Raw genomic sequence first — 20,450 nt, 5'->3', positions numbered from 1 at the left:
AATTATAAGGCTATGCTCCCTTTAACTCGATGATCCAGTTTTTAAAAATTGACATGAGACCTCGCTGGCAGTTATTATCCCCATGTTAACAGAATGCTTTGTATTTTAATGATGGGGCGGATTGATAATTCCCCCAAGAATTTAGATTCATGTGCTTTTGAGAATCGTTTGCCTTTACAAAATGCTCTTTTAAAAATACCGAGATCTGCTTGAAATGGGATTCTGGGTCATCACTATGAATGATTTGTTCGACAAAGGATAAGATGCAGTCAACTTTGACGGTGTCACATAGGCTGCCAACAGTTCTTGCGTGCAGTTTGTTATTTATCGAGGCCACCTGGTCAGGATGAAGCAGGAGACAATGATCAACCAACAGACTCAGGGTCAAACTTCTGTAAGACCCGTCTTCATCAGGTTGTTTGGTCAAATTTCCCCAGCCTTCATTCGTCTTATGGTCTTGAATAAAAACCTCTACTAACCATCTGAGTGTAAATGCGTCTATGATATCAGGATATCGCCAGGTCAGATCCGAAGCGGCAAGATACCGATAGTCCTTTTCTCCAATGTATTTTATTGCAATGACAAATCTTTTTTTCTTATGAGCACACACATGTATTCTGGCACTTTTAATGAGTACAACAACCTCTTTACCTCCACGTACATGTATGGTCTTTTGAATTGGTTGAATATTTTTAAAATATGTTTCAACTGATTTTTTATCGCTCTTGAGTAAAATATTTTGATTGTACCTTATTTGGCTGATAACTTGGGCGTTTCCTGCAATTTTAGACGCTTCATCCATGAACTCAGCATTCCCATATAAGGCATCTGCAACAATCGCTTCTATTTTTATTTCCGGGTGTTTCTCTACAAATATTTTTAAAAGAGCCTTGGCAATCATTGGAATGGTAGGATATTCTTCTGAGCGCACCGGTTTTTTTGGGCGTTCTGATTTTGGTACGCCAGCCTTTTTTAATCTTTTATCCTCCTTGGTCCATTCGCTGATTTTTGGATCAGGAATATGAAAGGCGTAGCCAATTGGAAAGCTGAGTTTTGGTGTTATCAACACCAAAAATACTAAGCCTTGCCCCATGCAAAAACCACCCGTTGATTTGTCTTTTATTTTGTGGACTCCAAAAATTTTTGTTGTGCATTTACTACGCTTTTTATCGGAATCATCAATACTGACAACACCTTTGGTAATGCCATATACTTTGAAAATAATTTTAAGGCTGAGATGAAACAGATGCTCCCAAGCAATTTTAGAATGGCGAAACATCCAGGAAAGAGCTGTAGTTTTATACAATCCCACACTGATACGTGAAAAAGCAGCCCAATTGATGCTGCTGGTCAAGATGATTCCAGTGATGCAGAAACCCAGCCAGAATTTTTGTGATTTGCTTAAGGTCATTCCTGGGGATGACTGTGTTAATTCAGTATTCAGTGAATCAGTATACTTTTCAACAAACGGCAACAGCTTATTTATTAACACATCCGCCTCATTCCTTATTTTCATAAATGAGGTGTTATACTGCAATTGAACTATTGTATTCAAATAACATTTATTTTACTCTGCTCATTGAAGGCTGGCCAACCGATGAGTGAGATATCAGTTTGGAAAATTGGTATTATAGCATCGACTTGACCAGCCTTTGCATTTTTCAATACTGATTACCTGTTCTTCCCTCAAAAAAACTGGATCATCGAGTTTAATTAATCGAACTGATGCCCGTCAATGACAAGCACGCTGTAGTAACGCTTTAAATCTGCTTTGATAGACATTAAAATCTCTCAAAGAGAAACTCATTTAACCATCTACCTTTAATTGATTCTTAACATCTAAAGGGAACATGGCTAATTACAAAGCTAATTACAAAGGAGGGTGCTATGAAAGAAAAAAGTATCTTTGAAACGCAGGCAGATCGGGGTGGACGTAGAAAACTCAAAGACCGCCGCTATTTTCCGGCTGTTGCGCCCGGATCAGAGCTGAGAACCGGACTTAAACGGCGCAGCGGCACAGACCGGCGGCGAAATCACAGATAGACCGGGTCTGCACAGGTGGTGGTCTATTTGTCTTTAGCTTGGGAATAACGGTCTTATTTTTTAACTGAATGCAGACCGGTGTTCCTTTATCAGTAACTAGGGGCCTGCCCATGAAAAGGGACAGGCCCCGTCATTTACAAAAGCCGTCCGGAACGGTAAAATACATTATATCGTCGCAGCTGTGTTTCTGGTTCTTAGGACCGCAGATTAAATAACTTGAACGAAATAGTTTGCCTATTGGCCCATCTACTTCGTTGTATCAAAGGCCCAATAGGCGAAGTCCATAATCCAGTGTGAGCCTTCAACCACTTTCCATCGTCCGTTAACTTGTTTGGCCTGGATTTTTGCAGGGTTAAAGCCGATACAGTCCTCCCCGGCAATGGCACCACGGGGCGCAGATCCTTTCACTGTGAAATATTTCATGGGCGCATTGGGTCGGCCCACGAAACACTGGCGGTCCATCTTGTAGTGTTGAATGATCTGAACAGCCCGTTGGGCATGGGACCGATTGGAACCAAAATCCAGCATCAGCATGGAACCATGGACCACTTTCCATCTGCCGCCGACCTGTTTTGCCTGGACGCTGCCGGGGTTAAAGGAAATGCAGTCTTCTGTGAATTTGTCGGCTTCCACCGTGGCAAATTTCCCATTGTAACCGCTAAGGCAGAACTGGCCGGACAGTCCCTGGGAACTGGCCGCCTCGGCCAGGGACTGACCCATGGTTTTATTCTTCAGGAGGGTCCGGTCCCAGAACCCCACATCCACCCTTCCGAGGGGCCGATGGGTAAACTTACGGCACCGCCGATATAGGTTCGTGGATGATGGGCCTCAATGGCATTTTTGATCTGGTAGGGAGAGGCACAGACGAGGCAGGAATTCAGCAGGATTACAGAATTATAAATCCCCTTGAAAGGAACGGCGGAATTGAAGTCCGTATTCCAGATTGTGCCATCCCACTGCACCAGAAGGTTTGTGTTTCCATGACCGATATTGTTCCAGGCCACCAACCTTGTGCTTGTTTTTAACACATCTAAAAGGGCTGATTTAGTGCTTGCGGCCCCGATTTTTTTGGAGGCGGAAGCAAAAGCACTTCTAAAGATATTGTAAACATCATTGGTTCCTGCAACCGCGGTGGAAATATCATCGCATGGCGTGTTTGCCAGTGCTTTGGGGCCCACTCCCTGGGGAAGCGCAATTTTTAGATCCTTAAGCAGTGACGCCTTGATCTGCAAAGTGGCGGGATCAATTTTTGATACCCGCGTCATTGCGGTCATAGGAGGGGCATACCGTTCAATTTTTCGTTTCAGGGTAACCTGTTCTCCTACCATTTCGTATTGCATTTTTAAGGCGGTTGCCGTGTATGTGTTTTTATCAAGAAATACGACAACCGCGTCAGCCAAAACCCGGTTGCCTACTTTTTGAAGCACTTCCACATTGGTTCGTACCTTAGAGCTTTGCGTCACTTTATTATTAAAATTTTGGCTGATCAATTGCCTGGTTGCCTTGTTAATTTGTGCTTTCTCCGTGGTCTGGAGCGGGACCCGGGTGATCAGTGTGACGTCCTTTCTTTTCACCGGCACCTGGAGTATCCTCCGGGCCTCAATGGTTTTCATGGGAACGATCGGCCCCTGCTAGGCCTGCGACCCAGAAGCAGATAAAAAGATCGAAATAAAGGACAGCAATAACCATTTTGCAAAAATTTTCATAAACACCTTTTTATTTTGTTTACAATAAAGGCATATTTCTGACCGACAGATCAGATTTACGACATGTTCGCTATAAAAAAAATTGGTATGGCATGCTCAACTGATGTTTAATATTAAAAACTATGATGTGAGCCGAGTGCAAATAGTATTCAAGGCTGCTCCTGAGTGTTATATGAGCTGAAAACACAGCCGCTTTTTTGATAAAAACTTAATACATCAAATTTATCAAAGGGCCGCAGTTCAAGTTAAGACAAAAAGCAGGAAGAAAGTGTGTGAGCAGTGAAAAATGGACGGGCAGATCCAGCGGTGGCAGGTCCTCTTCTCAAGGTCCTCGCCGTCCATTTCAAATTGTCTGTTTGTGAGCTTTAAGTGGCGCTGCAGAAACTAAAAAATTAGTTGCGATTGACAGCACAAACGGATAGATTCGGCCTTTTATTTGAGTTTGATTTGTACTATATCATGGTCCATGAAGATGGATTGCGAAAAACCGGTTTTTTATTCCGTGGGGCGGTCTGAGTCCGATCCCGTGCGCCGGGCGGAAATAAAAATTAAGCGTTCTGTATTTGTCTGCAGGCTGAGCTACGTTGATACCATTGACGGGGCAAAGCAATTTATTTCCAAGATTACCAAAGAATACAAAACCGCCACCCATAACTGCTGGGCTTATGTGGTGGGTGATTGCGGGCAGATCAGTCATTGCTCAGATGCGGGTGAACCGCCGGGCACGGCTGGCAAGCCCATGCTCAATGCACTTTTATCCCATAACATGTCCTGTGTTTCGGCGGTTGTTACCCGGTATTTCGGCGGGGTGAAACTCGGGGTTCGCGGTTTGATTGATGCCTACGCTCTGGCTGTGGGCGAAGCCATTGCCCAGGCTCCTCTTGTCCGGCTGGTGAAGACGCAGTCTTTCCAAATCTGCCTGGATTACAGCCTGAATGATTCTTTTTTAAACCGCATCAGTGCCTTGAAGACTACAATTCCAGGAACGGATTATAAAGAAAAGGTCACTCATGAACTGGTTGTGGAATTGTCCGACCTTTCGGCCCTGGAATCAATACTCATTCAATATCAGCGCCAAGGGCTTTTAGATTATATTAAGATACCCGCCTGAGATTTAAGGCGTCTGTTTTTCTCCAAATGATTTTCCCCGTATCTGTTTTTCATTCAGTTAAAAAGTATTGACACCAGGAAAAATTTCAGTATTCTTTAATAAAAATAAGGAATACTGAATTTGGTGAATAAATGAAAATCAAGCTGGGCCCGTTGCTGCGGGCCATTCGAAATGCACGGCATCTGACCATAAAAGATGTGGCAACAAAAGCCGGGGTCAGTTCAAGTCTGTTGTCCCAGATTGAACGCAACCGCATATCCCCGTCCTTGGATACCTTGCTGGAATTGCTGGAAGTCTACGGGGTCTCTCCGGAAAAGTTTTTTAAAGATTATGAGACCATGAACCGGGTGGAGATTATAAAAAAGGACCAGCGTCGGGTTTACCAGCGCAAGGGGTTTAAATATGAAACCCTGTGCGGACTCAGCCAATCCAAAGGGAACCACTCATTTACGGCTTTTTTTCTTGAGATTGCACCGGGACAGCAGCGGGGGGATGAGGATGACGGCCATCTTGGCCGGGAGCTTGGGATTGTGGTTAACGGTTCCGGCCAGTTAATTTACGGCGGGGATGTCTACGATATCAGTGACGGAGATGCCCTGTCTTTTTCATCTCAGATACCCCATGTGATTAAAAATTCGGGTGACGATCTGTTTCAGGCCTATTGGATTGTCACACCGGCGGACGGTGAAGATTATTTTGGTGAAGGAAATAATAAATAATGGAGAGTGCCATGGGAAAAACAATTGCTGAAAAAATTTTTGACGCCCATCTGGTGGACAAACCCTTCGGGGATGTCAGCGTGCTGCGCCTGGATCGGGTGTTCTGTCATGAAATTACCACTCCGACTGCGATCCAGGACCTGGTTGCAAGGGGAAAAGACCGGGTGTTTGATCCGGATAAAATTAAGGCGGTGATTGATCATGTTTCACCGGCCAAAGATTCCAAAACCGCCCTGCAGGGAAAGATTATGAGGGACTGGGCCATTCGTCACAACATAAAAGATTTTTTTGATATCGGCGAGAACGGGGTTTGCCATGCCCTGTTTCCTGAAAAAGGGTTTGTCCGTCCCGGATTCACCATCATTATGGGCGACTCTCACACCTGTACCCACGGGGCATTTGGTGCCTTTGCCGCGGGCGTGGGCACCACGGATCTGGAAGTGGGGATTTTAAAGGGGGTGTGTACCTTTAAGCAGCCGGAAACATTTAAAATTGAAATTACCGGAAACCTTAGGCCGGGCGTATATGCCAAGGATATTATTCTTGAAGTGATTCGTCAGATTTCCGTGAACGGGGCGACCAACATGGTCATTGAGTTCACAGGACCTGTGGTGGATGCCATGGGCATGGACCAGCGCATGACCCTTGCCAATATGGCCGTGGAGGCTGGTGCAACCTCAGGGCTCTGCCTGCCGGATATGACAACGGTGGATTATCTGTGGCCTTTTATTAAGGATGAGTTCAAGACCCCCGAGGATGCCCTGGCACAATACTCCCAGTTCTGTTCCGATCCGGATGCCGTTTATGCAAAGACAAAGACTATTGATGTCAGCAACCTTGAACCCCTGGCAACCTTTGGATTCAAACCGGACAATGTTAAGCCGGTGTCACAGATGCCCGATACGCACGTGGATCAGGTTTACATCGGCTCCTGTACCAACGGGCGTATAGAGGATCTTCGTGAGGCAGCCGCCGAGGTGGCAGGCAAAAAAATTAACCCCGGCGTCCGGGCCATTGTATCTCCTGCCACACCGGATATTTTCAGTGCGGCACTGGATGAAGGGCTGATTAAAATTTTTATGGATGCAGGATTCTGCGTCACCAATCCCACCTGCGGCGCCTGTCTTGGGATGAGCAACGGGGTTCTGGCCGAAGGCGAGGTCGCGGCGTCCACCACCAACAGGAATTTTAACGGACGAATGGGCAAAGGCGGTATGGTTCACCTCGTGAGCCCGGCAACAGCCGCAGCCACAGCACTCCATGGCGTGCTCACGCACTCTGACCGGTTTAAAAATTAGGGAGGGACAATGAAAGACTTTAAAGGAAAAATGCTCTGCCTGGACCGGGCAGATATCAATACCGACGAAATTATACCGGCCAAATATTTGACCGAAATTTCAAAATCCGCTTTAAAACCCCATCTGCTTGAAGATCTGGTTCTGGAGGGCTTTAATCCTGAAACTGATCTCAAAGATGTCCGTGTGATTGTATCCCGTGGCAATTTTGGTTGCGGCTCTTCCAGGGAGCATGCCCCATGGGCCCTGGAAGTCAACGGCATCAACGTCGTGATTGCCCCAAGCTTTGCCCGTATCTTCAGGCAGAATATGTTCAATTGTGGCATGATGGCCATTGAACTGCCCGACGAAAAAGTTCAGACCCTGTTTGAACTGGGCGCCGACAAAAAGACTCAGCTTTGCGTAGATGTGGAAAACGACACTCTTATTGTAACAGATGGCAGTGGTAAAGCGCTGACACTTGAATTTTCTATTTCAGAGTTTGATAAAGCCCTGGTGAAAACCGGGGGGTGGGTAGAGTTCGCAGATAAAAACTATTAATTAGCGTCTGAACGAAAACCGCATGTTGGCACGGCTTGTTAGGGGCGCGTATGCTCACAACGTTGTCCGGCTGCAAGGCGTATAAAAGCATAAAACCCCTCACAACCTTGCAGTTGTGAGGGGTTTTATGTTTTTATGGTAATCTTACGGTCGGCGGCTCTTGAATTCCATCATTCTGTATTATTAATGAAAGGATGTAACTATGAAGTCTAAAACCTATGTTGTTTTTTTAGTACTGGCAATAACTATATCGTTTAATTTAAATGTATTTGCAGCTTCGGAAAGTCATCGTAATGCTGCGGATCAATTGCTTTATACAATGGATCTCGATACTCTTTTGGCCGGCACAATTGAAAGTATGTTGCAGTTAGAGTTATCGCAAAATTCTGCTTTACAGCCATATAAAAATACCATGAGGCAATTTTTCAACAAATATATGAGTGGAGAAAGTTTAAGAGAAGCTTTTATTAATATTTATGTTGAAACTTTTACGGAAAAAGAGATTAATGAACTTAATGCGTTTTACAGCACTCCAACAGGACAAAAATCCCTAAAAGAATCCCCTGCTATGATGACTAAGGGTGGGAGAATTGGTCAGCAGAGAATTCAAGAAAATATCTCTGAGTTAAAAATGATGATTCAAGAAGAAGCCAAAAGAATCCAAAAGTTGCAACAAACTTCTGAATAATTTGTATTGCCTTTGACGTATAGTGGCAAACTATTCCTCCCTCCCTCTATGATCGGAGATCCCAAGGAGGAGAAACCGGAATCGGAATCCGGTCGTCGGACTGTCTTCAACCGCATGGCAGGTGTTGATGATCAGGTTGACCTTTGCCTGGCTGATTTATCTCAGGGCCTTGATTTTTTCTCCCTTTTTTTATCAAGAAAGCCACAAGGCCAAAGAGAGCAAAACTTACCGGCAGACAGATGAGAAACCAGAGCAGGGTGCCGATATGAAATGCGTCTGGACCACTCCCAAGGGTGAAAATCCATTGGCTGCCAAACCGGGCCTCCAGACTTTCCCGGGTGTAGGTTCTGGACAGATAGGCCACAACAAGCAGGGCCGGCAGGACCGTGGTGACCAGGTTTTTCATCAGGCCTTCAAAAAAATAATCGTAATAGACCTGGTTCAGTTTGGCCTGGTCAATGTTTTTGGCCATGGCCTTTCCCTTTTCCTTGTCTTCAACGGCCATGGCGGCCTGCCGCACCGATTGCCAGTGGAGAAATTCCTCTTTCAGGTGCGTGTGTCGCTGGGTGCGGTAGACTTTGGATAAAATTTTTGTGGTACCGGCGGTGGCAAGGGCAAGAATGAGCACCACCCCGGCCGGACCCAGGACCTCAACGGGATTAAGAAGCGTGTCCAGCGCAGTAACGATACTTTCAAGCCCGTACTCGACTTGCATCCAGAGCATGTCTAAAAATTCATCCATAACGGCCTTTTTGATAAAATTTACAATTAACCCCCTGTGTCCAGAACCCGGTTATAGGTCCTGGACACAGGGGTTTAAAGACGATTTGTCTTTAATTTAGATTTATATCCAGATTTCGATTTTGAAAAATCTGAAGAACAGGAAGAACAAGGTACAGGCCAGCACCACTTTCAGGGTCATCTCAGAAAACATTTTCTGGGCTCTGGAGCCGAGCATACCGCCGGCAAATCCGCCGATAATAATGGAAATGGCCAGGGTCATATCCGGTAAATACCCGGTAATCAGGTACCCGATAAAAGAGCCGATACTGGAAAAACAGGTGCCGATCAGGGATATGGGCACGGCTACATACATGGGTAGTGCACCGATGGATGTCATGGCAGGTACCAACAAAAAGCCGCCGCCCACGCCAAAAGAACGGGAGACGATGCCGATGATCACGCCGATAATACCAAAGAGCAAAGGATTGATTCTGAACTCTTCACCCCAGAACTTGAAACGGTAGTCGGTTAACCCGGTTTTAACAGGTTCGATGGAGCCCATTTCAGCGGCACGCCCTTCAGCCTTGGCCTTGGCGATTTCCGCATTGAACTTCTGGGTCATGGCCTTGATATTTTTTCGTTTTCTCATGGCCTTCGGCGTCATCTCCATAAGGGTCTTGATCCCCATGAGCACCACCAGAACGGCCAGCCACTCTTGATAGGCCTTCATGGGCAGAACAGCTGAAACGTATTTGCCCAGCCAGATGGAGCCGATAAAAATACCTACGCTGAAGGAGAGGCCTACGGGCCAGGCCACCCGTTTTTCAACCACGGCATATCGCCAGAAAGAGCCTAAGGGGGAGAACAGGGTCAAGGCCATGTTGGATGGCTTGAGCACGTTGGCTGCGTTGATGCCCACAGGCCCCATGGTGTTGACCACCAAGGCCTGGAAGGCCGCCATGAGCAGGCCGCCGGCCGCACCGATCATAGAAAAGTAGGTGCCCACCAGGATGGCGCCGAGAATAATCCAGATAGGGTTCATGTATCGGTAGCCCTTGGACAGCCAGTATCCGTTTTTCTCAATGGTGTAGGCGGTTGTTTTATCGCCGTTGACATATACGTCAAACTGGGTTCCGGGAGGGGTGTGCCTGAAGGATTTAAAGCTGACGGTAAATTGCCCCGTGCTCTTGTCCAGGTCGATTTTGGTTCCCTTGTCCCAGTAGTTTCCGCTGGATTCATCCGTGACCACGGTTTTGGAGAAGATCACCACCTTGCCCCTGCGGTTGCCCTCTTTGACAATGGTGTTGATGCCGAAATCGTTTTCATTGGCCCAGCGCAGAAAGTTCCACTGCTTGGCCGAGGCGATGGGGCCCATCATGGCCCGGGCAGCCGGATCCACATCGTCAAAGTTTTTTTTCAGATAGAACATAGTGGTAGAGTAAATGCCGTTATCCTTGCCCAGGAGAACAGAGGGGCCGCCGAATTTCTTTTTTTCCACCTTGCCGAATTTTTCCGGTACGTTGGTCACCAGGTAGTAGATGGGTGGGATGGTGGTGTCCATATCAAAATCACCATTGGCCGTGATGCTTTTGAACTTTTTGGTCTCATGGACGCCGTTCGTGTCCTGGGGGGCGAACATATTTTCCTGGGACAGGGTCAGGTAAAGATCAGCACCGGGCTCAATCTGCCCCTTTATCTCGACTACATCACCTGCCTTGTAAGATGAGGACGATACACTTGCACTGTTTGCGGCCAGACACATCTGGGCTGCCAAAAACAGACCCAGCATCATGACAGCCAGATACGAACAGGTTTTTTTCATTCTTTTCTCCTAAAAATGCCTTGGTAATTTAAATTGCAACGCTTGCCGCACCTGGAATGGCGCAATAAAAACATTGCACTCCTATTTTTATTGCAAAGGCGCAACCTAAGCCTTGCCTCTGTTATGAAAATCAGGCTGAACATTGCGGGTAATTTCAGGTTTACAATAAACTGATCCAGTTGACCTCGCCCTGTTCCGTCTTTCCGTCCGTGTAGCTGCTGCCGCACATCTGGTGACGTTGAATTTGTCCGTGACATAACATTGAACACAACCATTGCAGATGGAAGAATTCATGGTCATAATCATTTTCATTACATATTTCGCGTTGCCGCATCCCACCTTCTTTTCAGTGCCCAGCAGGATATAGCCTCTTTGCCGGCTTGCAGCCACATAGGCAAAAAATCTAACGGCTGTGCCGGATACCTTGTCGTCGACATTGTTTTTAAAATCTTCCAGCTCATTCTCCCATGAAAAGCATCAGTCAATGGCCAGGTTTCCCCATTTGCATGATGCTTTTGTCGATTGTAAAATAGATAGTAAAAGCAAACTATTATATTTTATTAACTCCGGCAGTGCAGGACACAATACCCCACCCATTGAGTGTCGGCGTTTCAGGCTATCTAAGTCGGGTCATCCCGGTAAAACATACGGAATGGCCGCTTTTTAATGCTGACCTGCTACCTGGCACCTGAGTTTAAGCTATAACCATACCAGGATGATTAAAATAATGATGTGGTTTAATTTTTTTGTATGTAAGGGTCTGAATTTTAAAATTATTATTTGTTAAAACTTGAAAGGTAAGCGCGGCTTACCTTGACGCCCAAGCCGTTTCCACGCAGTTCTGAATCTGGCAGCAGAAGTCCATTCTGCAAGGGGTTTGCAATATTTAAGTGAAAAGGAGTGGGAAAAAGCCTGAGTAAGGATATGGCCTGGTCGCTGCAATATATTTATTGCGCTGCAATAAATATATTGCAGCTATTCGGGCGTCAGAAGAACGAACAAACTGAATTTTTCCGACCTGTGCGGGTGGTATCAAATGAATAATTAAAAAATTCAATTCCTTCGTTAAATCCTACGATTTTTTTATTTAACAGCTTGAAATTAAATCGCATAGTGTCGTTTAGCGCCTAACGGTTGGATTTCATAAATCTAACCTTGCCCGATTTGTGCTTGCATGGAAAGACACCTGGGGATATATATTTAAATATTGGTATCTTATCGTCTTTCCCCATGGCCTGACCCTGTTGAACCGGATGCCACCGGGGCCGGGTTGCAGAATCGGATCCTGCATTCATAAAGGAAGGGGTCATGCTGATAAAAAATCTATTTAGACACTGGACCTATCAGGTCTTTGCCCCGGGCACAGTGCTCAGGGAAAAGTATGAGGCCTTTAAACGCCTTCTCGGGCACGATAGGGCTGCCCATGAACATCTGGCGGTTCTTGAGGACCTGTACTACAATCAGCGGCAGGTGGACCTGGAATTTGTGGTCAGAACCTATGAGGCCTTTTCAGGCGCAGTGGCGGACATGGTCCAGGAACTGCTGGCCATGTGCCCCAATGGATATTGGAGCCTGAAAGACTATCACAAAAAATTTGACTTCTATGTCCGATTCATTCTGGCACCGCCCAAGTTTGACTTCTCGCCCCCCTTTATCCTGACACTGGAGCAGGATCTCTGTCTGAACGAAGATAACGTCGGGGGGAAAGCTGCGGTGCTGTCCCGGCTGAAACAGGCACTTGGCTTGCCGGTTCCCCAAGGATTTGTCATCACCACCCGGGCCTTTCATCTTTTTATGGAGGCCGGCAACCTCTATCCCTTTGTCCGTCAGCAGCTGGCCGCCCTGGATATTGATGAGCCAGCCAATCTGGCAGCTACGGCCCTAACCATTGAGAAAGCCGTGCTCGCGGCGTCTTTGCCTGAAGAGCTGGCAAAGGAGATTGAAGCGGGTCTGGTCCGGTTAGAAGCTGTGGCTGCAGGTTTTAAAAAGGATAATTCGCCTTTCAGGTTTGCCATGCGCAGCAGCGCTGTCAGGGAGGACGGCGATGTCAGTTTTGCAGGTCAGTATCTGAGTCTGATGAATGTGAATATGGCCGATGTGGACCTGGCATACAAGCGGGTCATTGCCAGCAAATACAGCCCGGCAGCTCTGTCTTACCGAATCCGTTCCGGAATCCCGGACCATGATACCCCCATGGCGGTATTGGTCCTTGAAATGATTGAGGCCCGTGCCGCCGGGGTTATCTATACACGAGATGTCAATGGCCGGGACCCGGGCAGTCTGACAATCTATTCTGCCTGGGGACTTGGTGGCTCTGTAGTGGACGGCCGGGTGACCCCTGACATGATCCGCGTGGATCAAAATGGTGGCATTACCAGTGCCAGGACAGGCGCCAAGGATAGACGCCTGGTTCCCGATGGGGGACAAGGCACCTGTATGGCAAATACGAATAGGGGAAAGCGCCGGGCCTTGTCCATCGGGACAAGGGAGATCATTACCCTGAATAAATGGGCAAGAACGGTTGAACAATATTTTAAAACCCCTCAGGATATGGAGTGGTGTCTCAGCACGGGACGAGAGTTGTTTTTTCTTCAATCGCGTTCTCTGAAAGCCCGGGATCCGGTGGAAAAGACCCAATCTGTGTCTGCCCCGGACCTATCGCCGTTTTGCCGGGGAGGGCAGATCATATGTGCCGGCAAGGCGGCAGGCCCCTTGTTTAAACTTAACCGCCTGGAACAGCTCAAAGATATCCCTGAACATGCCGTTGTGGCAGCCCCCTTTGGCCTGCCCCAGTATACGGCAGCAATTCACAGGATGGCTGGCATCATCCTTGAGACCGGGAGCGCGGCAGGGCACTTTGCCTCCATTGCCCGGGAGTTCGGCCTACCGGCCATAATTTGTCCCGAGGGGTTCGATACCCTTGAATCCGGCAGTATGGTAACTCTGGATGCAGATGCCGGCAGGGTTTATCCGGGAGAGATTAAGTCTTTGCTTTCCCCTTCATCCGGCCGGTCTGATCAGGACGGATTCGCCAATAGTACGCTCATGGACAAGCTTGGGTTTATAATTCGTTTTTGTGCAGATTTGAAGCTCACCGATCCGGATGCCTGGGACTTCAGCCCGGAGGCCTGCCGTTCCATGCATGATATCATTCGGTTTGTCCATGAAACCGCCGTCAGGGAGATGTTTTTTCTAGGGCAGAGAAGAGGGACCCGGAAAAAAGGAGCAAAGCAGCTGATGTCCGGTCTTCCCATGCTGTTTTATATTTTGGACGTGGGGGCGGGTAAGGACGCAGGACTTTTCTCTTTGCCTGGGAAAAGATCTGTCCTGGGTATGGCGGATTTGGCCTGTGTACCCTTGAAGGCTCTATTTAAGGGGTTATCCCATCCTGATATCTGCTGGGACGAGGCCAACCATTTTGACTGGGAATCCTATGACAAAATTGTCATGGCCGGTGGCATCATCTCCCCGGATTCTCCACAGTTTGGCAGTTATGCCGTGGTGTCGAGAACCTATATGAATCTTAACTTGAGATTTGGGTATCATTTTGTGATACTGGACTGCATTTGCGCCCCGTCCAAGGAGGACAATTATATTTTGTTCCGGTTTTCAGGGGGCGGCGGCAATTCCGGGGGCAGATGGCGTAGGGCCCGTTTTATCGCAGGGGTGCTGGAAAAAATAGGATTTGTCACCCAAGTCACCTCTGATTTGATCGATGGTCGGATCATGGGGGTGGATGATGCCCGGATTCAAGAGATTCTGGACCAGACCGGACGGCTGCTTGGGGCCACCAAACTCATGGATATGTATCTTAAGGACGGAGAAAATATGGAAGAATACGTAAGTGCCTTCATGAACGGCCAATATGACTTCAGGCCTTTCACAGGGGAATAGATGAGCTACCAACTGATATGGATCACCCAGAGCCTGGCCGTGGGTCGTGCCCCCATGTCCTATGCCCAGCTGGATGTAATCCGAGAGAACGGCGTCCACGCTATTGTCAACCTCTGCGCTGAATTCAGCGATCTGCATGAAATTGAAGAAAAGGCCGGATTTGATGTCTTCCACCTGCCCATCTGGGATGAGGATGTACCCGAGATGGCCCGGATGGAAGATGCCCTGGCCTGGATGGACGAGGCCATATACCTGGGCAAGAAGGTGCTGGTCCACTGCCGCCACGGCATCGGAAGAACGGGTACCTTTGTTACCGCCTATATGATCCGCAAAGGCTTAGGGCTCAAAGCGGCATCCAAAAAGCTCAAGCGGTGCCAGGCCAACCCTTCCACTTACAGCCAGTGGAAACTGGTAAAAAAGTACAACAAAAAATCGGGCATGCTCAAGATACGAGAACCCTCCCTGGAAATGAAAAACAAGGTGGATCTGAGCCATTTTTTTTCTGACTATGAAGTCCTGGTGGAGAGAATCGATAAGGAGACGGCCGGGCATCGGGCAGAAGATGAGCTTTTTTGCGGCACCGGCGCCCATCTCTGTTGTGATCAATCCTTTACCATGCCCTTTATTGAGGTGATATACATCCACACCCGTATGGGCCGGCAGATGAAATCAGACCAGAGGACCGCTGCCGTTCAGCGGGCCATGACCGCAGTGCAGGCAAAGGATGCGGCCTGTCCCTTTAATTGGGGAAATGGGTGCCAGATTTTTGACTTCAGGCCGGTCCGGTGCCGGACCTTCATGATTGATGGGTTTCACCAGGACGATGTCCAGATTTCAAATCAACTTCAAGAGTTGTCCAGAACGGTTTTCCTGGCCCTATCCGGAAAGTTCCTGGAAAACGGGCAATTCTCCTTTTCCATGGCAGAAACAGTATCCGGCAAATTTGTCCAAGCCTATTTTAACTTCATGGCTGCATTGACATGTAAGTAGGTGGACAAAAATAATTCTTGTTTTATTATTGCTTTGCAATAAATCATTGTTGTTATTTTAATTTGCATAGCAAGGATATCAGATGAAACGTACGGGTAGAAAATTTGTTTCTCCAATTGAGCCATTGGCATTAAAATGGCTGTCACTTATTGAATTTTCGGATGAAGAGTCAAACCGTACTAAACTTAGGGCTCAAGCAATTCGATTGAGCAACTCTGGGTATAGTATCAATCAGATTTCACAAATATGTTTGACTACTCAGGAAACAGTTTCGAAGTGGATCGATGGATGGGGAAAATATCAATTTGACTCTTTAATTGATAAACCACGTCCTGGAAGGACACCACTGATCCCTGGTGATAAACATGATGAAGTCATTGATATTGTAAAGAAAAATCCAAGACAACTTAAAAGTGCCATTACTGAAATAGAGGGAACGTTTGGTAAAAAAATCAGCGTAAAAACCCTGAAACGAATTATAAAAAAAAACTGCGTTGGTGTCGAGGACGGAAATCTCTCAAAAGCAAACGCAATGAGAACGAGTTCAGGGACGCGCAAAAGGAAATTGAAATCTTGAAAGATGAAGATAAGGCAAATATCATTGACTTGTATTATTTTGATGAATCTGGCTTTACCGGCGTGCCTGAGATTCCATATGCCTGGCAAGAGGCGGATGAGCAGCTTTTACTTCCGAGCGGAAAAACCTCAAGAATCAATGTGTTGGGTTTTTTGAATAAGCAAAATGACTTTTTCCCTTGCGTTTTTAATTGCTCGGTTACTTCAGATATTGTCGTGGCCTGCTTTGATGTTTTTTCACGTTCCATAACAAAAAGAACCATCGTTGTTCTGGACAATGCTCCAATACATCACAGCGCCATTTTTAAAGCTCAAGTTGGGACATGGGAAGAAAGAGGACTTTTTCTATACTTTATCCCCAAATATTCACCGGAGTTGAATCTGATTGAAATTTTATGGAAACATATCAAATACTTTTGGTTATCAACATCTGCTTATAAAGGATTTAAATTTTTGAAAGCTGAGTTGGATAATATATTGGCAAGTGTCGGTAAGGAATTTACAATTTCGTTTTCTTAACATAGATTTATTTTTGTCCATGTACTTAATGGTGGGTAACACCTTGTTTTTGTCCACCATACCTGGCTTGAATGGGAGTACAAGTTAACGATGAATGAGGATGATTATTCAAAAGCCGGCTTACAACGGCTCTTTCAAAAAGGTGCCAATCATTTTGTACTATTGCATAAAAATGGAAAAGCGGTCGCCTTTCAATCAGATCAGAATGGAAATGTGAATATCGTTAATCGTCAAACTGATATTAATTTCAGCTCGACAGGTCTCTCATTGCTTGATGACGGTTGGAAATGTATTGGGCCGGGATTGGAATACAGCTGGTTGTTTGAATGACACAATCGATTGGTATAACAGCCATGGGCCAACCTAGTCTGTCAGCACCCAGGTTCAGCCCACAACGAATGTTTAAAGATTTTTGACTAAGGTCAGGTTTTGAGGACCTCTTCCACCTTTAATTCCAGTTCGTCCTTGTCAATGGGCTTGACGCAGTAAGCTGCGGCCCCCAGGGACAGGCTTTCCCTGGCCGTTTCTATGGTGGGGTAGCCTGTGAGCATGATCACACGTATATCGGGATCTTTTTTTTTCATCTCTTCGAGTACCTCTACGCCGTTCATCTTCTTAAGTTTGATATCCAGAACGGCAAGATCTGTACCGCCTTTGGCCACATGGGCAATGGCCTCTTCCTCTTCGGTAAAGGGGGTGACCTTGTGGCCTTTACGTTCCAATATTCTCTTGATCAGGGCACCGGCATCCTGAACATCGTCCAGGACCAGAATTTCAGCCATCTTGTTCTCCTTTTGCAGGTTCGTTGTCCAGGGGCAGGAGTACGACAAATTCTGTCCCCTGGAGCAGGGATTTGTCTAACGGGGGAGAGTATGCCTCGATTTTTCCTTTGTGTTCTTTAATGATGCCAAAGGTGACTGACAGGCCCAGCCCTGTTCCCTTGCCCGGCCCCTTGGTAGTGTAAAAGGGGTCAAATATTTTTTGCAGATTTTTTTTATCAATACCGCATCCTGTATCTGTCACAGAGATTTTCATTTGGCTGCCCGGTTCCGCTTCTCCGGTGCCGACAAAGATTTCCCCGTTGCTGCCAATGGCATCAAAGGCGTTGTTGAGCAGGTTAACAAAGACCTGTCTGATTTTTTCTTTGTCTCCTTTCAGATACAAAGGGCTTGGGTGAAAATTGCGGCGTATGGTGATATGGTTCAGGCGAAAGGTGTGCTCCACCACGTCGATGACTTCTTCAAGGGCGGTATGAATATCAAAGTGTGATGTTACGCTTTCACTGGACCTGGAAAAATTGAGCAGGTCCTTGACGATTTTGGCGCAGATTTTGGTTTGTTTGACAATGGCTGACACATCCTGGTAGATCTGGCCCTCTTTTTCCACGTCTTCCAACAGCAGCTGGCCGTATCCCAGAATAATGCCCAGAGGCGTATTGATCTCATGGGCGACGCCTGCGGCCAGGCGGCCCACGGAATCCATCTTCTGGGCATGGGTGAGCTGGTCCTGGACTTCCTTAAGTATGGAGATGTCCCTGCCACTGCAGACCAGGCCTATGGACGCCAGGTCTTTTCCCGGGACAGGAATTTTAACCACGTGGAGCCATCTTGTACCCCGGTGATCTTTGATTCGATTTTCCTTGACCAAGGGCGTGCTGGAGGAGAGGACGGAGCGGTCCTCCTCATCGTAACGTTCGGCAATGATGGGAGGAAACAGGTCCTTGTTGAACCGGCCTACGATTTGGTCCTGGGATCTGCCCAGCATCTCGCAGAAGGCTTTGTTCACCGATATATACCGTCCCTGGGCATCCTGCAGGGAGATAAAATCGGGAACTGCATCCAAAATAGTCTGAAGCCTGCCTTTCTGATCATTGAGAATTTTTTCCGCGTTCTTCAGGTCAGACAGGTTGCCCTTTAAGGACAGGGTCATGGCGTCAAAACTTTCGGCCAGACTCTGGATTTCGTCCCCTGAGCATTGCCGGTATACCCGGCATTTCCGGCAGGATTCGATTTTTTTGGCATATTCGCCTCCCACACAGGTGGGACACAAGGTGCCGGCCAGGTACCAGCACCTGTGATGATAATTTTTATAGGCTGGGCATTCGGTCCGGCTACAGTTCATGATGTCCCAGCAATTTCTTGCAAGGGCCGGGGCGGTGTGAATATTAAGATTTCCACGCAAGGCCTGTTCCGATGAGTCATGGAGTTTTTTGATGCTCCGGATGACCGGGTTGGCCAGCAGGGTGCCCACAAGTCCCGCCAGAAAGATGGCCAAAACCATGATAATAATGGTGGTGATCAGGACCTGGTCGACCACCTCTTCCGCCCGGGTATGGGAAAGCCCTAATCGAAGGACACCCAGAAGATCCTGGTTGACGGTAATGGGAACGGCGTAGTCATAAATTTTTTCGTCGCCGGTGTTCAGAAGCTTGAGTGAAAACCCTTTGGTCCGGGAAAACAGGTTGACGGTTTTTAATTCCACTGGAAATCCGTCTTTAAAGGTGTGGGCCAGGATACGGCCCTCGGGATCCAGAACAAAGATGTAAAAAATATCGTTGCTCAATCTTTTGGTTTCATCCACCAGGAGTTTCATGCGCAGGTAATCCATGGCCAGCAACGGTTCGACCAACCCTACGGCCAGGCTGGTGGCGGTGGAAAGTCCCTGGTTTTTGATCTCATCCAGCACCGAGGCTTTCATGGCCTGGCTGAACCAGAAAAAAATAACCAGGCCCTGGACCATGAGCAGGATAAAAAAGCCCATGAGCAATTTCCCTTTGAATCCCAGCTTCATGGGGTCAGCTCCATGCCGAGTTTGTCCATCAGCGCTCTGACCGGTTGGAAATCTTCGTCTTGGGTCGGAATCACCTTAAAAAAATTAGCCGCCTCCAGTATCTCCCGGTGGTCCTGCCGGTTAAAATCCAGCGCTGTCAAGGCCTTTTTTATTTTATCCAGGTTGTTGGGATCCAGATCTTTCCTGGCTGCATATACCCATCCTGGATACGTGCGGGTCCGGGACAATATTCGGATTTTTGACACATCAATTCTGCCGGCCACCACATCCAGGGCCCCCTCCCGTATGGTGCCGATATCGTACCGGCCGGCAAATACGGCAAGGATGACCTTCTCCTGCTTACCCCCCGGGCCGGGGGCAAAATCAATGGCTTTAAAATCGCTGGTGAAAATACCCTGGTTGAAAAAGTGACCCAGGGGAAAAAGGTAGCCGCCTGCCGATGCCGGGTCCACGGCGATCCACCTTTTGCCCCGGCAGTCTTCAAGACGCTGGATGGCCAAGTTGTTTTTGCGGGTGATGATCTGCCCCCTGAAGCTGTCCTTGCCCGTGGTTTCGACGATCTGGGCAAAGGCCCTGGCTCCGTATCTTTGGGCGATTTTGACATAGATCAAGGGATTGGAAAAGGAGATGTCGATCTGTCTGTTCCCCACCATTTTCATATGCTGATCAAAGGTGTCTGGAAAGATCTGTCTGATATTCAGCCCGGTTGTTTTTCTTAGGTAATTGATCAGGCCGTGGTGACGGGTATAGGAGACCGTATGGGAATACTGGGGCAGGTAGGCGTAGGTGATCTGATCAGGCTCTTGTGTGAAAGTCACCTGTTCGGTCCGGCTTAAATCCACCTTGACCACGGGTTCATCATCGCCGCATCCGACAAGCAGGACAAGGAGGGTGGCAGCAAAGAATATTCTAAAGGTTCCCATAAAAAGGTTAAACCAGAAAACATTCAATTTTTCAATGGCTTATTTGTTTTGGATCTCCTGACAGATGGGGCAAGAAGACTGGGACTGTGGTTCAGCTCTTCTGCTACTTAT

Annotated in this window: 19 protein-coding genes; 11 read left to right on the top strand and 8 right to left on the bottom strand. The window is 47.3% G+C overall.

Going from position 1 to position 20,450, the window contains the following annotated elements; translation table 11 throughout:
* Nucleotides 1-85 precede the first annotated feature (85 nt).
* Nucleotides 86-1,516, bottom strand: coding sequence for a transposase (locus tag EYB58_RS02350; protein ID WP_170299865.1), 1,431 nt, complete (start codon nucleotides 1,514-1,516; stop codon nucleotides 86-88).
* Nucleotides 1,517-1,887: 371 nt separating this feature from the next.
* On the opposite strand from EYB58_RS02350, the gene EYB58_RS23040 reads away from it, so the two are divergent.
* Nucleotides 1,888-2,043, top strand: coding sequence for a hypothetical protein (locus EYB58_RS23040; RefSeq protein WP_163354647.1), 156 nt, complete (start codon nucleotides 1,888-1,890; stop codon nucleotides 2,041-2,043).
* 246 nt (nucleotides 2,044-2,289) lie between these two features.
* On the opposite strand, the gene EYB58_RS02345 is transcribed toward EYB58_RS23040, so the two are convergent.
* Both EYB58_RS02345 and EYB58_RS02340 read right to left on the bottom strand, forming a co-directional pair.
* Nucleotides 2,290-2,802, bottom strand: a complete 513-nt coding sequence (locus EYB58_RS02345) for a hypothetical protein (RefSeq protein ID WP_111960432.1) — start codon at nucleotides 2,800-2,802, stop codon at nucleotides 2,290-2,292.
* Nucleotides 2,775-3,656, bottom strand: a complete 882-nt coding sequence (locus EYB58_RS02340; RefSeq protein ID WP_111960434.1) for a hypothetical protein — start codon at nucleotides 3,654-3,656, stop codon at nucleotides 2,775-2,777. The genes EYB58_RS02345 and EYB58_RS02340 overlap by 28 nt, the downstream gene beginning before the upstream one ends.
* 565 nt (nucleotides 3,657-4,221) lie before the next feature.
* On the opposite strand from EYB58_RS02340, the gene EYB58_RS02335 reads away from it, so the two are divergent.
* The 5 genes from EYB58_RS02335 to EYB58_RS02315 all read left to right on the top strand — a co-directional run bounded on the left by EYB58_RS02335 (nucleotide 4,222) and on the right by EYB58_RS02315 (nucleotide 8,102).
* A complete protein-coding gene (locus tag EYB58_RS02335) occupies nucleotides 4,222-4,860 on the top strand; it encodes an IMPACT family protein (protein WP_242637519.1) in 639 nt (212 codons plus the stop codon).
* A gap of 131 nt (nucleotides 4,861-4,991) precedes the next feature.
* Nucleotides 4,992-5,579: a helix-turn-helix domain-containing protein gene (locus EYB58_RS02330; protein ID WP_111960438.1), complete on the top strand. Its 588-nt coding sequence runs from the start codon at nucleotides 4,992-4,994 to the stop codon at nucleotides 5,577-5,579.
* An 11-nt stretch (nucleotides 5,580-5,590) separates the two neighbouring features.
* Nucleotides 5,591-6,877, top strand: a complete 1,287-nt coding sequence (locus EYB58_RS02325; RefSeq protein ID WP_111960456.1) for a 3-isopropylmalate dehydratase large subunit — start codon at nucleotides 5,591-5,593, stop codon at nucleotides 6,875-6,877.
* A gap of 9 nt (nucleotides 6,878-6,886) precedes the next feature.
* Entirely contained in the window at nucleotides 6,887-7,414 is a 528-nt protein-coding gene (leuD, locus tag EYB58_RS02320) for a 3-isopropylmalate dehydratase small subunit (RefSeq protein WP_111960440.1), read from the top strand.
* 202 nt (nucleotides 7,415-7,616) lie between these two features.
* Nucleotides 7,617-8,102 (top strand): DUF2059 domain-containing protein, encoded by a 486-nt coding sequence (locus tag EYB58_RS02315; RefSeq protein WP_111960442.1) that lies wholly within the window; start codon nucleotides 7,617-7,619, stop codon nucleotides 8,100-8,102.
* 106 nt (nucleotides 8,103-8,208) lie between these two features.
* On the opposite strand, the gene EYB58_RS02310 is transcribed toward EYB58_RS02315, so the two are convergent.
* Both EYB58_RS02310 and EYB58_RS02305 read right to left on the bottom strand, forming a co-directional pair.
* On the bottom strand, nucleotides 8,209-8,844 hold the full coding sequence (locus tag EYB58_RS02310; RefSeq protein WP_111960444.1) for a hypothetical protein: 636 nt from the start codon (nucleotides 8,842-8,844) through the stop codon (nucleotides 8,209-8,211).
* A 102-nt stretch (nucleotides 8,845-8,946) separates the two neighbouring features.
* Nucleotides 8,947-10,647, bottom strand: a complete 1,701-nt coding sequence (locus EYB58_RS02305; RefSeq protein ID WP_111960446.1) for a sulfite exporter TauE/SafE family protein — start codon at nucleotides 10,645-10,647, stop codon at nucleotides 8,947-8,949.
* A gap of 1,308 nt (nucleotides 10,648-11,955) precedes the next feature.
* On the opposite strand from EYB58_RS02305, the gene EYB58_RS02300 reads away from it, so the two are divergent.
* The 5 genes from EYB58_RS02300 to EYB58_RS02285 all read left to right on the top strand — a co-directional run bounded on the left by EYB58_RS02300 (nucleotide 11,956) and on the right by EYB58_RS02285 (nucleotide 16,956).
* A complete protein-coding gene (locus EYB58_RS02300) occupies nucleotides 11,956-14,541 on the top strand; it encodes a PEP/pyruvate-binding domain-containing protein (RefSeq protein ID WP_111960452.1) in 2,586 nt (861 codons plus the stop codon).
* Complete coding sequence (locus EYB58_RS02295) at nucleotides 14,542-15,531, top strand: protein-tyrosine phosphatase family protein (protein WP_111960454.1); 990 nt, start codon at nucleotides 14,542-14,544, stop codon at nucleotides 15,529-15,531.
* An 82-nt stretch (nucleotides 15,532-15,613) separates the two neighbouring features.
* Entirely contained in the window at nucleotides 15,614-16,108 is a 495-nt protein-coding gene (locus EYB58_RS23760) for a helix-turn-helix domain-containing protein (RefSeq protein ID WP_242637426.1), read from the top strand.
* Nucleotides 16,021-16,626 (top strand): IS630 family transposase, encoded by a 606-nt coding sequence (locus EYB58_RS23755; RefSeq protein ID WP_242637634.1) that lies wholly within the window; start codon nucleotides 16,021-16,023, stop codon nucleotides 16,624-16,626. The genes EYB58_RS23760 and EYB58_RS23755 overlap by 88 nt, the downstream gene beginning before the upstream one ends.
* A gap of 90 nt (nucleotides 16,627-16,716) precedes the next feature.
* The gene (locus tag EYB58_RS02285; RefSeq protein WP_111960266.1) at nucleotides 16,717-16,956 is read left to right on the top strand and encodes a hypothetical protein; all 240 of its coding nucleotides are present in this window, start codon (nucleotides 16,717-16,719) and stop codon (nucleotides 16,954-16,956) included.
* A gap of 92 nt (nucleotides 16,957-17,048) precedes the next feature.
* Here the strand turns inward: EYB58_RS02285 and EYB58_RS02280 are convergent, their stop codons facing one another.
* Genes EYB58_RS02280 through EYB58_RS02270 form a run of 3 tightly spaced genes read right to left on the bottom strand, consistent with a single transcriptional unit; the run spans nucleotide 17,049 to nucleotide 20,339 of the window.
* Nucleotides 17,049-17,408, bottom strand: coding sequence for a response regulator (locus tag EYB58_RS02280; RefSeq protein ID WP_111960264.1), 360 nt, complete (start codon nucleotides 17,406-17,408; stop codon nucleotides 17,049-17,051).
* Nucleotides 17,401-19,416, bottom strand: a complete 2,016-nt coding sequence (locus EYB58_RS02275; RefSeq protein WP_111960262.1) for an ATP-binding protein — start codon at nucleotides 19,414-19,416, stop codon at nucleotides 17,401-17,403. Before EYB58_RS02275 ends, EYB58_RS02280 begins: the two co-directional genes overlap by 8 nt.
* Complete coding sequence (locus EYB58_RS02270; protein ID WP_111960270.1) at nucleotides 19,413-20,339, bottom strand: phosphate/phosphite/phosphonate ABC transporter substrate-binding protein; 927 nt, start codon at nucleotides 20,337-20,339, stop codon at nucleotides 19,413-19,415. Before EYB58_RS02270 ends, EYB58_RS02275 begins: the two co-directional genes overlap by 4 nt.
* Between the last annotated feature and the right edge of the window lie 111 nt (nucleotides 20,340-20,450).

Origin of the sequence: Desulfobacter hydrogenophilus, assembly GCF_004319545.1 — a bacterium.
In the GTDB taxonomy this organism is placed as follows: Bacteria; Desulfobacterota; Desulfobacteria; order Desulfobacterales; family Desulfobacteraceae; genus Desulfobacter; species Desulfobacter hydrogenophilus.
This window is presented reverse-complemented; position numbering and strand designations above follow the sequence as displayed.

Excerpts from the sequence above, each read along its gene's own strand:
- EYB58_RS02350 (WP_170299865.1), bottom strand. The coding sequence starts at position 1,516 with ATGAAAATAAGGAATGAGGCGGATGTGTTAATAAATAAGCTGTTGCCG.
- EYB58_RS23040 (WP_163354647.1), top strand. The coding sequence starts at position 1,888 with ATGAAAGAAAAAAGTATCTTTGAAACGCAGGCAGATCGGGGTGGACGT.
- EYB58_RS02340 (WP_111960434.1), bottom strand. The coding sequence starts at position 3,656 with ATGAAAACCATTGAGGCCCGGAGGATACTCCAGGTGCCGGTGAAAAGA.
- EYB58_RS02335 (WP_242637519.1), top strand. The coding sequence starts at position 4,222 with ATGGATTGCGAAAAACCGGTTTTTTATTCCGTGGGGCGGTCTGAGTCC.
- EYB58_RS02330 (WP_111960438.1), top strand. The coding sequence starts at position 4,992 with ATGAAAATCAAGCTGGGCCCGTTGCTGCGGGCCATTCGAAATGCACGG.
- EYB58_RS02325 (WP_111960456.1), top strand. The coding sequence starts at position 5,591 with ATGGGAAAAACAATTGCTGAAAAAATTTTTGACGCCCATCTGGTGGAC.
- leuD (WP_111960440.1), top strand. The coding sequence starts at position 6,887 with ATGAAAGACTTTAAAGGAAAAATGCTCTGCCTGGACCGGGCAGATATC.
- EYB58_RS02315 (WP_111960442.1), top strand. The coding sequence starts at position 7,617 with ATGAAGTCTAAAACCTATGTTGTTTTTTTAGTACTGGCAATAACTATA.
- EYB58_RS02310 (WP_111960444.1), bottom strand. The coding sequence starts at position 8,844 with ATGGATGAATTTTTAGACATGCTCTGGATGCAAGTCGAGTACGGGCTT.
- EYB58_RS02305 (WP_111960446.1), bottom strand. The coding sequence starts at position 10,647 with ATGAAAAAAACCTGTTCGTATCTGGCTGTCATGATGCTGGGTCTGTTT.
- EYB58_RS02300 (WP_111960452.1), top strand. The coding sequence starts at position 11,956 with ATGCTGATAAAAAATCTATTTAGACACTGGACCTATCAGGTCTTTGCC.
- EYB58_RS02295 (WP_111960454.1), top strand. The coding sequence starts at position 14,542 with ATGAGCTACCAACTGATATGGATCACCCAGAGCCTGGCCGTGGGTCGT.
- EYB58_RS23760 (WP_242637426.1), top strand. The coding sequence starts at position 15,614 with ATGAAACGTACGGGTAGAAAATTTGTTTCTCCAATTGAGCCATTGGCA.
- EYB58_RS02285 (WP_111960266.1), top strand. The coding sequence starts at position 16,717 with ATGAATGAGGATGATTATTCAAAAGCCGGCTTACAACGGCTCTTTCAA.
- EYB58_RS02280 (WP_111960264.1), bottom strand. The coding sequence starts at position 17,408 with ATGGCTGAAATTCTGGTCCTGGACGATGTTCAGGATGCCGGTGCCCTG.
- EYB58_RS02275 (WP_111960262.1), bottom strand. The coding sequence starts at position 19,416 with ATGAAGCTGGGATTCAAAGGGAAATTGCTCATGGGCTTTTTTATCCTG.
- EYB58_RS02270 (WP_111960270.1), bottom strand. The coding sequence starts at position 20,339 with ATGGGAACCTTTAGAATATTCTTTGCTGCCACCCTCCTTGTCCTGCTT.